At 54.4% G+C, this 11,774-nt stretch carries 10 protein-coding genes; 4 read left to right on the forward strand and 6 right to left on the reverse strand.

Annotated features, from left to right (window positions below; all coding sequences use genetic code 11):
- Positions 1-57: 57 nt before the first annotated feature.
- Positions 58-2,490, reverse strand: coding sequence for a putative ABC transporter permease subunit YbbP (gene ybbP, locus SAQUA_RS17640; RefSeq protein ID WP_380674863.1), 2,433 nt, complete (start codon positions 2,488-2,490; stop codon positions 58-60).
- On the reverse strand, positions 2,487-3,173 hold the full coding sequence (gene ybbA, locus SAQUA_RS17645) for a putative ABC transporter ATP-binding protein YbbA (protein WP_380675069.1): 687 nt from the start codon (positions 3,171-3,173) through the stop codon (positions 2,487-2,489). Before ybbA ends, ybbP begins: the two co-directional genes overlap by 4 nt.
- Between ybbA and tesA the strand changes: the two genes are divergently transcribed.
- From tesA to SAQUA_RS17660, 3 genes are all read left to right on the forward strand, one after another.
- On the forward strand, positions 3,144-3,782 hold the full coding sequence (tesA, locus tag SAQUA_RS17650) for a multifunctional acyl-CoA thioesterase I/protease I/lysophospholipase L1 (RefSeq protein ID WP_380675067.1): 639 nt from the start codon (positions 3,144-3,146) through the stop codon (positions 3,780-3,782). The two genes, ybbA and tesA, sit on opposite strands and share 30 nt — an antisense overlap.
- Positions 3,783-3,807: 25 nt before the next feature.
- The gene (locus SAQUA_RS17655; protein ID WP_380674861.1) at positions 3,808-4,584 is read left to right on the forward strand and encodes an SDR family oxidoreductase; all 777 of its coding nucleotides are present in this window, start codon (positions 3,808-3,810) and stop codon (positions 4,582-4,584) included.
- Positions 4,585-4,666: 82 nt separating this feature from the next.
- Positions 4,667-5,521, forward strand: coding sequence for a co-chaperone YbbN (locus tag SAQUA_RS17660; RefSeq protein ID WP_380674859.1), 855 nt, complete (start codon positions 4,667-4,669; stop codon positions 5,519-5,521).
- Between the two features lie 50 nt (positions 5,522-5,571).
- On the opposite strand, the gene SAQUA_RS17665 is transcribed toward SAQUA_RS17660, so the two are convergent.
- From SAQUA_RS17665 to SAQUA_RS17680, 4 genes are read right to left on the reverse strand one after another with little or no spacing between them, the layout of a single operon-like run.
- Entirely contained in the window at positions 5,572-6,474 is a 903-nt protein-coding gene (locus SAQUA_RS17665) for a carbamate kinase (RefSeq protein WP_380674857.1), read from the reverse strand.
- Positions 6,475-6,498: 24 nt separating this feature from the next.
- The gene (locus SAQUA_RS17670) at positions 6,499-7,317 is read right to left on the reverse strand and encodes a DUF2877 domain-containing protein (protein WP_380675065.1); all 819 of its coding nucleotides are present in this window, start codon (positions 7,315-7,317) and stop codon (positions 6,499-6,501) included.
- Between the two features lie 42 nt (positions 7,318-7,359).
- Positions 7,360-8,625, reverse strand: a complete 1,266-nt coding sequence (locus tag SAQUA_RS17675; protein ID WP_380674855.1) for a DUF1116 domain-containing protein — start codon at positions 8,623-8,625, stop codon at positions 7,360-7,362.
- 9 nt (positions 8,626-8,634) lie between these two features.
- On the reverse strand, positions 8,635-10,302 hold the full coding sequence (locus SAQUA_RS17680; RefSeq protein WP_380674853.1) for an acyl-CoA synthetase FdrA: 1,668 nt from the start codon (positions 10,300-10,302) through the stop codon (positions 8,635-8,637).
- 377 nt (positions 10,303-10,679) lie between these two features.
- On the opposite strand from SAQUA_RS17680, the gene allD reads away from it, so the two are divergent.
- Complete coding sequence (gene allD, locus SAQUA_RS17685; RefSeq protein ID WP_380674851.1) at positions 10,680-11,729, forward strand: ureidoglycolate dehydrogenase; 1,050 nt, start codon at positions 10,680-10,682, stop codon at positions 11,727-11,729.
- Positions 11,730-11,774: the final 45 nt, after the last annotated feature.

Genomic DNA, 11,774 nt, shown 5'->3' on the forward strand with positions numbered 1-11,774 from the left:
CAGGCTTACAGCGATAAAACTATGGGTTCAGCAACACTGAACCCATTCTCTACCTCGTTAACCTTCGTAGCTGCGGAACAGTGCCTGCCCACGCAGCAGACGTACTCCCAACCAACCGCCACACAGCGAGAGCAACAAGGCACTCAGCAACGGTAACGCCCACCACAGTACCGGCGTTGGTGACCACGGGAAGTCAAACACCTTGGTCTGCAACAACCATAATGCCGCCTCGGCTCCCACCGCCGCCGCAATACCAGCGACCAGCCCCAACAAAGCGAACTCACACCATAACGTGCCACGCAGCAGGCGTTTGCCCGCACCCAGTGTGCGGTAAACCACCAACTCTTGCCGACGCTGGCGCATCCCTACCTGCACCTGAGCCATCAGCAACAGGCCACCGCAGACCACCACCAGCACCACCATGACTTCTAGTGCTTTACTCACCTGCTGTAACACGCCGCCCACCTGCTTCAGAATGGAGCCAATATCCAGCAGGCTCAGCGTTGGGAACTGACGGTTAAGCTGCGTCAGCACTTTGCCATCGCCATCGTAACGGAAACTGGTCAGCCAGGTTTGCGGTTGGCCGTCTAGTGCACCCGGCGGGAAGATAAAATAGAAGTTCGGTTTTAGGCTCTCCCAATCCACCTGCCGCAGACTGGTGACTTTGGCGCTAAACGATTGAGTATCACCACTGAACGTCAGCGTATCCCCCAGCTTGATCTTGAGCCGCCCGGCGATCCCTTCATCCATGGAGACTTCACCGCTTTTCGGCGGCCAGGTGCCTGCAGTCAGTGGGTTGTGATCCGGCAGATCCGCTTGCCAGGTCAGATTCAACTCCCGGTTAACCGCTTCACCACCGGGATCGTCCTCATGAACACGTTCCGTCGCCAGCTGTTGGTTAATTTCCGTCAGGCGAACGCGAATAATCGGGTAGAAGGTTTCCTGCTTCAACTGGTGCTGCTGCAAGAAGGTTTTTACCTCCGGCACCTGTGCGGTGGTGATATTCAGCAGGAAATAGTTCGGGCTGCCCGGCGGTAATTGCTGTTGCCAGCGATCGAGCAGATCGCCCCGTAGCACCAGCAACAGCGCCAGTAACATGAAGGATAAAGAGAACGCTGACAGTTGGCTGATCGTGACCCAGGGCTGATGCAGCAGGCGATTTACCGCCAGCCGTAGCGCCAGGTTTTTCAGCGTGATACGCCGTAATAGCAGCAGGCTGCCCCAGCCAATCCCTGCCAAGAGCAGTGCCAACACCACCATACCGGCAAGAATGGCCCACAGCAGCGTACTGGCCCCCATCAGCACGGTCAGTAACAGCACCACAATCACTAGTGTGGTAGGCAGGAAATAACGCAACGGCCATACGTTGGCAACCACATCGCGGCGCAAAACGCGTAACGGCTGAGTGGCTAACAATTGCCGATACGGGCGCAGGCCAACCAACAGCGAAATCATCACCAAAGCGCCCATCGCCCACAACCATGGCCAGGCCCCGGCTGCGGGTAATTCCCCAGGCAATACCGGTGCCAGCAAGCGTATCAGTAAAGCCTCAAAGCCCAGACCGATCAGGCTGCCACAGACGCCTGCTAACAGCAGCACCGCTAGCCACTGGCCGATGATCAGTTGGCTGAGTGCCTTTCTGCCAGCCCCCAGCGTTTTCAACACCGCGATCAAATCATAACGGCTGCGGCAATAGTGGCTCATTGCCACCGCCACGGCGGCAATCGACAGCAACAGCGTCAGCAACGCCGAGAGCAGCAGGAAATTTTGCGAACGTTGCAGCGATTTACCTAACGCACTGCCAGACTCTTCCAAACCGTACCAGCGTTGATCGGGTTTAAGCTGTGGCTTCAAACGTTCCTCGAAACGCTGAATGTCTTCCGGCGCACCGGCAAACATATAGCGATAGGTCAAACGGCTACCCGGTTGCACCGCCCCGGTTTTGTCCACATCTGCCAGATTGATGATAATCGTTGGCGCGGTCTGGAAAGGGTTGAAACCGGAGTCAGGTTCCTGAAGGATCTCACCAGCAATACGTAACGTGGTATCCCCGACATCCAGATTGTCACCGACTTTACTGTCCAATAACGCCAGCAAGCGCGGTGCCACCAGCACGGTGCCCGGCTGCGGTTTGAGATTGGCCGGGCGTGTTTCCAGTTTGCCATACAGCGGGTAGGCGACATCAGTGGCTTTGACATTAGCCAACTGCGGGCGCTCACCCGCATAGGTCATGGTAGTGAAACCGAGCTGGCGGCTAACCTGCAATCCTTGATGCTGCGCATCGAGAAGCCAACCTTCCGGCACCGGTCGCGCAGAACGCAATACGCGGTCACCGGCAATAAAATCGCGGCTTTGCTGGCTCAAGCCTTTATCCATCCGATCGCTGATGCTGCCGAGAGCCAGGACGCAGGCTACCGATAGGGTCAGGGCCAGCCAGACAATCAGCAGCGAAGGCGAGCGCCATTCACGCCAGAACCAACGCCAGATCATGCTTCCTCCCAAAGCTGGCCTTCACGCAGCCGCAAACGCCGCTGGCAGCGTGCAGCGAGAGTCTCGTCATGAGTCACCAGGATCAGAGTGGTGGAAAAATCACGGTTAAGGGAGAACAACAGATCGGCAATCCGCTCCCCGGTCTGGCGATCAAGGTTACCGGTGGGTTCATCGGCGAACAGCACGCGTGGGCGGCCGCTGAAGGCGCGCGCCAGTGCTACCCGCTGCTGTTCACCGCCAGAAAGCTGGGCAGGCAGATGATGGAGGCGCTTACCCAGCCCCAACTGCTCCAGCAGTTTCACCGCCTGTTCACGGCTCTGCCGGTCACTTTCACCACGCAGTAACGCCGGTAACTGCACATTCTCCAGCGCATTCAATGTGGGGACCAACATAAAGGACTGGAATACAAACCCGACGTTTTTCGCCCGGAGCGCCGCCCGCCCCTCTTCGTCCAGTTCCGTCAGCGATTCCCCCAGCAACCGCACTTCCCCTTTACTACCGTCGTCCAATCCGGCAAGAATACCCAGCAACGTCGATTTACCCGAACCTGATTCGCCAATCAAGGCAATTGTCTGTGCGGGTTTGACAACCAGCTCGACTCCGGTAAGGATGGTGAGCTGATGCTCACCTTGACCAACGTGTTTACTAAGATGATGAACTTCAAGAACGTTTTCCACTGGTATCTTCCCTTCCTTTTGCTGTTGGGATTATTCAGTATACGTGCTGTCGCAGCCGATACCTTATTGATATTAGGCGACAGTTTAAGCGCTGGTTACCGGTTACCGGTGGCACAAGCCTGGCCAACCCGGCTGGCCAATCAGTGGTTGAAGCAGCCCGATCGCCCACAGGTGATTAATGCCAGTATCAGTGGCGATACCGCCGCGCAGGGGCTGGCACGCCTGCCTGAACTGCTGAAACAGCACCAGCCGCGCTGGGTAGTCGTCGAACTGGGTGCCAACGATGGCTTACGCGGCTTTCCTGCTGCGGACATTGAACGCGATCTCAGCCAGATTATCACCCTCATTCAGCAGGCCGGTGCAAAACCGCTGCTGATGCAAATCCATATTCCGCCAAACTATGGCCGCCGTTACACCGAGGCTTTCGGGGCAATCTACCCGGCGCTGGCCAAGCAGTTCAACATTCCGCTGCTGCCGTTCTTTATGGAACAGGTGGTGATCAAACCGGAATGGATGCAGGATGACGGATTACATCCCAATCAGGATGCCCAGCCGTTCATTGCCACCTGGATGGCAAAGCAGCTGGAGCCACTAGTAAAACATGAGTCTAACTAAATAGGGCTGCCTAGTAGGTAAAGTTATGCAAAAAGCGGTATTAATAACCGGCTGTTCGAGCGGGATTGGATTGATTGCAGCGCAGGATCTGCGCAACCGGGGCTATCGCGTCCTGGCCGCCTGCCGTAAACCCGAAGATGTAGAGCGCATGAACCAACTCGGGCTGGAAGGCATAGAACTGGATTTAGACGACAGCACCAGCGTAGAGCGCGCCGCCGCGCAGGTTATCGCGCTGACCAACGGGCGTCTATATGGCCTGTTCAACAATGCCGGTTTTGGTGTTTATGGTCCGCTCAGTTCTGTTTCACGCCAACAGCTGGAGCGGCAGTTCTCCGCTAATCTGTTTGGTACCCATCAGTTGACCCAGTTGCTGCTGCCCGCCATGCTGCCACACGGCGAAGGGCGGATCATTCAGACCAGTTCGGTGATGGGGTTAATCTCCAGTGCCGGGCGCGGTGCCTACGCCGCCAGCAAGTTTGCCCTGGAAGCCTGGTCGGATGCGCTGCGTATGGAGTTGCACGGTAGTGGTATTCAAGTCAGCCTGATCGAACCCGGTCCACTGACCACCCACTTCACTCAAAACGTCGATCAGGCGCAGAGCGATAAACCGGTACATAACCCCAGCATCGCCAAGCGTTTGACGTTGCCTGCCGAGGCGGTGTTGCCCAAACTGCTGCACGCGCTGGAAAGCCCGAGGGCTAAACTGCGCTATCCGGTAACCTTGCTGGCCCACGCAATGGGGATTTTGCGCCGTCTGTTACCGGGCCGGATGTTGGACTGGTTAATGCGCAGTAATGGTTAAGCAAGCCGGGACAAGGGTTGAAGTATGCCAGTTTGCCCCCACTTATGATGAATTGCACCGCAAGTTCAGATAGAGAGAAATCATGCTAGCTCAAGCTGTAGTTGATATTAACGAAACTAACCTGCACCAGGTACTGGATCAGTCCATGTCGGTCCCAGTGCTGTTCTATTTCTGGTCCGATCGCAGCCAACACTGTCTGCAGCTTACCCCGGTGCTGGATAAGCTGGCGGCAGAATACGCTGGGCAGTTCGTCCTGGCGAAGGTGGACTGCGATGCGGAACAGATGATCGCCTCCCAGTTTGGGTTACGCTCGATCCCTACCGTGTATATGTTCAAAGACGGGCAACCGGTTGATGGTTTCCAAGGGCCGCAGCCGGAAGAGATGATCCGCGAATTCCTGCAACGCTTCCTGCCTAAAGCCGAAGATCTGAAACTGGCAGAGGCCACTGAGCTGCTGGCAGAAGAGCGGGCAATCGACGCATTACCGCTGTTGAAAGAGGCCTGGCAACTCAGCGACCAGCGTAGCGATATCGGCCTGCTGCTTGCTGAAACGCAAATTGCTCTGAACAAAATAGAGGATGCTGAAGCGGTGTTGAGCAAGATCCCATTACAGGATCGCGATACCCGCTATCAAGGTTTGGTCGCTCAGATTGAGTTGTTGAAGCAGGCTGCCGATACGCCAGAAATCCAGCAATTACAGCAACAAGTTCAGCAACAACCGGAAAACGTTGAGCTGGCCGTGCAGTTAGCCCTGCAACTGCATCAGGTTGGCCGCAACGAAGAGGCGCTGGAACTGCTAATCGGGCATCTGAAGAAAGATTTGGCCGCAGCAAATGGCAACGCGCGCAAAACGATGATGGACATTCTGGCCGCACTGGGTACCGGTGATGCGCTGGCTGCCAAGTACCGTCGGCAGCTCTATTCTTTGCTTTATTAATATTCCCGCAAGTCCTCTGAGGCCCATAAATGGGCCTCAGAGTTTCCCGCTCAAGGCGTAATTAATGTGCCTGCGCTGCCTGCCAGTACCAACTCGATATCCTTTAATGCACCAATGTGAGCGACTTTCCCGCTCCGCTGTACAAAGCGGCTGACCGCCATGATTTTCGGCCCCATGGCACCATCAGCCACTGCCAGTGGTGCCAGTTCTTTGGCGGTAGCAGCGCGAATGGCTTTCTGCTGCGGCGTTCCCCAGTGTTGATAAACCGCATCCGCGTCGGTGAGGATCACCAGATGATCGGCAGACAGCGCTTCTGCCAACAGGGCCGAGGCCAGATCTTTATCAATCACCGCCTCACTGCCTACCATTCCTTCGGGGGAAGCCACCATCGGAATACCGCCGCCACCGTTGCAAATCACAATGTGGTTTTTGGCCAACAGCAGTTCGATAGCTTCAATATCGAGGATTTTTTTCGGTTCCGGTGAAGGGACAACACGGCGCAGATATTTCCCGTCCAGCTTCATGCTCCAGCCATACTCCTGCTGTAACGCTTTCTGCTGCTGCGGTTGATAGACCGGGCCGATAAATTTGCTGGGCTGCTGATAGGCCGGATCCTGGCTGTCGACCAATACACGAGTCAGCAGAGTCGATACCGGCTGTGAAGGATGAAAAACACCGAGCTGCTGCGCCAGCATATAGCCGATCATGCCCTGGCTTTCAGCCACCAGAATATCCAGTGGATAAGGGGGAACATCACGGTAGGCCAAGTTTTGCAAGGCCAGCAACCCCACTTGAGGGCCATTGCCGTGCACAATGGCAATCCGGTATTTTTTGGCCAGCTTGCCAATCGCATCGGCAATTAATGAAATACTCTGGTACTGGTTTTCCGCAGATAACAGCGCTCCACGCTGTAGCAGGGCATTGCCCCCTAAAGCAATAACTAACGTTTCCATTCAACTTCCTGTAGTTAACTGTGCCTAATAAAGGCGATTGATGGTCTGCACACCCAGCCAGATGCCCAATAGCGTGTCGGCACCAGAAAAATGCCCAGTCTCCAGCAGATCGCTAATCGCATCAGGTAATTCGCTGGGCCTGAGCAAGGCTCGCGCCAACAACTGTAACGGCGTGGAGAAGATCCCCTTCGCTGCAAACTGCAGGTAGTACACGCTTACCAACGTGGTCAGTTGGCTTAATGGCTGGCTGCCCGCGAAGAAATTCGGTAATTGGGTGACGTCCACGCGGCTATCCAGATGAGCGGTCAGTAACATACCCACCAGCGTGTCATCATTGCTTGGTGTCAAGCCCGGCCCCTTGCCAAGCACCGTACTCCAATCAACGTTTTCTCCTTGCAGCCAACGGGTAAAGCGCGACTGAATATCGCGGATTTCCCCACAAAGAGCGTGCTCAACGAGCCGATCCAGACGGCCAAACAGACCGGTATGAGCTGTTTCATCCGCCAGCGCACTAACCAAGGGAGGCAATGGAATTTCATCCCCCAGAGCCAGATGTAGATTGAGCCGTTTAACTCGACAATAGATAAGCGCATGATCCAGTTCGAGCCCCAGCGGGGAAAGTTGGCAACGTGCCGCTAAAGGCTGGCTATCAAACACTTCATCGAAATCATCATCACCGATTTCCCAGCCCATTGGGCTGAGGCCATGCCCTTCACGGTGTAGGGTTAACAGACGATCGTTCTGCGAAAGAAAATTGATCGCATTGTTGAAACGCCCAACACAGCGTAACGGGCCATAGTCTTGTGTTGCATGGTCGCTGACGGTTAACGCGGTAATGATCATCACTCTCTCCTGCGCCCGGTATTAACCGGGCGCATAGGCCTGTCAGGCGCTAACGCCCAATTTTTCCGCCAGTGCCTCAATGGCCTTTTCAAAACAGCCCAACGGCGCACGCACTGTCCCTGCCCCGATTTGCCCGACACCGGCTTCCCGATGCGCAATGCCGGTGTTAATCAACGGCGTGATGCCCGTTTCCACTACCCGCCGGGCATCCAACCCCAGACAAGCACCCTGGAAATCCCAGGTTGGGATCTGCAGCATCATGTTGCGTTCAAGATAAATCTCGGCCATTTCCTCCGAGATATCGGTCGCAGCACTCATCCCCCCAGCCGCGCCAACAAAGCGGGTCACACCGGGTGCCGCAACCATGGCCGCGCCGCCAATACCGAAGGTTTCGGTGATGGCGCTGTCGCCAATATCCGGGTTAGCATCAGCCTGACTAAAGCCGGAGAAGAACAAACCTTCCGGGGTATTCACCGGCGCAGTAAACCACTGTTCACCCATACCACTGATTTTGATACCGAAGTTTTTGCCGTTGCGGGTCATAACCGTCACAATGGTGCCCTGCTTAATCTCTGCGCCAGCATCCATCGCCGCTTTGCAATAAGCCATTGCCAGATTGAGGAAAAACTGGTCGGTGATACTGAGGAACTGCATAACCTTGGCCAGTTCACCTTTGTCCCGCTCGAGCAGGCTGATTCTTGGAGCTAACTGGCGCATCAACAGTGCCGATGCCGCAATGTTACGCTGGTGGAATTCATCCCCCATGGTGATAGCCTGTGCCATCAGCGCGGTGAGATCGACGCCTTGCTCGAATGTTGCCAGTACGTCTTTCAATACCGGTGCCAGTGAGTCACGCATCCAGCGTAAGCGTTCCTGCACATCTTGCCCATAGGCACCAAAGCGCATCACCTTACCGATCCCTTCGTTCATGTTGCAGTAGGCGTAGTTGCCGTGAACGATGTTCTTTATCACCACCAAAGGCATATTGGCCGAGGTAATGCCCCCCATTGGCCCAACGGCGCTAACGTTATGGCAAGGGATAAACTCGACCTCACCGTTTTCCAGCAACGCCAGCGCTTGCTGCTCGCTGTCGGCCCACTGCTCGAACAGGCAGGCCCCAATACACGCGCCACGAACCGGGCCACTCATTTCCTGCCAGGTCACCGGTGGCCCGGCATGCAGCAACTTTCTCCCCTGAGCCAACTGCGGGATCAGATTTTTAGCTAAATCAACATCCTGCCAGTGCGGGCGAGCCTCACGGATCCTGGCGATAACAGCGGCATTTGCTTGTTCAATAGATGCGTACATATCAATCCCTTACTTTAATTTTTTCAGTATGTTAGCCAATCGTTGATTGCCACCGGCAACCGGAGCCCATTGGTAGTGGACCACTGGAATTTCATTGGTTTGCAGATCGTCCGCAAAGCTACGCAGGCCCGCATTAATCACGGAAAGCCCGGCCAATAGCGTGGGTTGGGGTGTGGTTATGCCAATGGGTGGCGGGCTGATTAGCTGGCAGGCCAACGCGACCGCTTCGGGTAGTGAATGCATCACCGCGATACCCGCTTCATTCAGCGTGGCAATCTGTTTTGAACGCTGCTGTGGGTCCTGCTCTGTGCCGGTTACCGTCGCAATAACCGCCAGTGGGCGTGCCTGTTCGCGACTGTCACGCGCACGTTTCACCGCATCAGCTAATGAGCCCGCCGGATCTTGCTGTGCGCCATAGCCAATCACTACATCCAACAGCAAGACACCCACCTCCGGCTGATGGGCAAGGCGGACAATTTCCTGATTGCGGGTAGAAGGGTCGATCATCGGGTGCGGTTTACCCTGAGTGTAAAAATCATCCCCCATGTCGATAATGCGGTGCCCGCCGGCGTTGAGCATCGAGCCCTGCTGATGTGTGCTGTCGGCCTCCACGCCAAGCCGTTCGGCCAGCAACATGGCACACTCCGCCGCCAGCGTACCGCCAGCATACAAACCAGAAATTTTGCTGCCGCATACCGCCGGCTGTAAGGCAGCCATTTGCTGCACGTGTGCCAGCATCGCGGCAAGCCGTGCGGCTTCGTCCAGGGTGGTTGCGAAGGTAATGTTGTCATCCTGTTTCAACGGCGCATTAGATCCAAGGAACAAGGCGACCACTGGCTTACCGAGGGTTTTCATCTCTTCAATGATGCGTTTGCGTACCGCTTCTGCCGGGGGCTTGGAGACAAACGCCAATACCCGGCTTTGCGGATCGGCTGCCAGCATTTGCAATGCGCTGATAGCACTGATACCGCCAACATCTGCGGATAAATCGCGCCCCCCAAGACCGATCGCGTGTGAAATTCCCTGCCCAGCCAGGGTAATTTGCGATGTCAGCTCCTGAATACCGGTTCCCGAAGCACCAATGATGCCGATACTCCCGTTGGGAGCAACGTTGGCAAAGGCCATTGGCGCTCCGGCAATATTAGCCGTGCCGCAATCCGGCCCCATGACGATCAGCCCCTTGCTACGTGCTTTGGTTTTTAACGCCACTTCCTGTTCCACGCTGACGTTGTCAGAGAACATCATGACGTTACAACCGTCTTCCAGCGCCTGATCGGCCAAACCTGCGGCATACTCCCCGGCAATGGAGATCAGTACCATATTGGCCTGTGGCAATTTCTGCCGCGCCATACGCCAACTGCGAGCCTTCAGCAAACGCTTGCCGCCCTGCTGCCCCTGTGCAATAGCCTGCAGAGCGCTATCGAGTGCTTCACCGATCTGTTCGGTAATGGTGTTATCGGTTGAGTCCGTTTTTATCGCCACGCAAATATCATTGGGGGTTGCGTCGCTGAACTGCGGGTGCCAGAAGCCTGTCACTTCAAGTAAGGATTTATTGGCTGGAGTCCCCATCATGACCGATATTTCTTCGACGTTGGGTGATTCACTGAGTTTACGGGAAATTAGCATCAGGCTGACTGAGTCCTGAAAGCTCCCTTTTTTTATAAAAGCATGGATCATAGCGATATCCTTAAAACAACATGTGAACGTCATAATCTTTAATCGATCATAAACGGCAACTGGAGATATTTTCAGCAAGCTATTTACTCTGCCTATTAATTCTTTTTAAACGCTACAAATAAAAACCCGCACTAACGGTGAGTCTCATCACACTTTACCCATTTTTAGAAAAAATCATTAAATCGCCCGACTATTAATCAAAGCAATAAAAAATGTTTTCGGCCTTTGTTAGAAACATTTTAATAATGTTAAAGCCATTCAACGAAAATTTATGCCAATAAAATAATGGTTGTCTGGATCACATTATTTACTCTAAACTTTAACCATTATCTTTCTAAGGTGACTTTAAATAAACCGTAGTAACGAAAGGACTGTCTATGAAAGTCTCTAAGCAGCAATTACATCAGCTCATTCAAAATAAAATTCATTCTGCAGGACTCAGCCAGGAACACGCAGGGATTGTTGCTGACGTTTTAGTTCACGCAGATGCCCGAGGCATCCATTCTCATGGTGCGGTGAGGGTTGAGTATTACTCTGAGCGCATCAGCAAAGGCGGAACCAACAACAACCCGCACTTCACGTTCGAAAAAACCGGCCCCTGTAGTGCCGTATTTGATGGGGATAACGGTGCCGGGCACGTCGCTGCCAAGTTGAGTATGGATCGTGCCATTGAAATGGCGAAAGAGAACGGTGTGGCGGTGGTGGGCGTTCGCCGCATCGGCCACAGCGGCGCGCTCTCTTATTTTGTGCAGCAAGCCTCCCGCGCCGGCATGGTGGGTATTTCACTGTGTCAGTCAGATCCGATGGTGGTGCCGTACGGCGGCGCAGAAGTGTACTACGGCACCAACCCGATTGCGTTCTCCGCACCTGCCGAGGGTGATGACATTATTACCTTTGATATGGCCACCACCGTTCAAGCCTGGGGCAAGGTGCTGGATGCCCGTTCACGCAATGTGCCCATCCCGGATACCTGGGCCGTTGACAGTGAAGGTAAGAACACCACCGATCCTTTTGCCGTCAGCGGGTTGTTGCCGATTGCCGGGCCAAAAGGTTATGGTTTGATGATGATGGTGGATATCCTTTCCGGTGTTTTACTCGGCTTGCCTTTCGGCAAACATGTCAGTTCGATGTATCACGATCTGAGCGCAGGCCGGGAATTGGGCCAACTGCATATTGTGCTTAATCCTGGCTATTTCACTAACGAAAGCGCTTTCCGTAAGCATATCAGCCAAGTGATGAAAGAGCTGAATGAAATAAAACCGGCACCAGGTGTGGCAAAAGTGCTCTATCCTGGCCAAGGCAGCCATATGCGTGAAATAGAAAATGAAAAAAATGGCATTGATATTGTTGATGATATTTATCAATATCTGATTTCCGATGATATATATCAGCGCTCCTACGATCATAAAGATCCTTTTGCCAGTTAATTACTCGAATAATTTAACAAGAACGGTGATGCTCTATTTTCAATC

It is taken from the genome of Serratia aquatilis (genome assembly GCF_044865145.1).
Lineage (GTDB): Bacteria > Pseudomonadota > Gammaproteobacteria > Enterobacterales > Enterobacteriaceae > Chania > Chania aquatilis.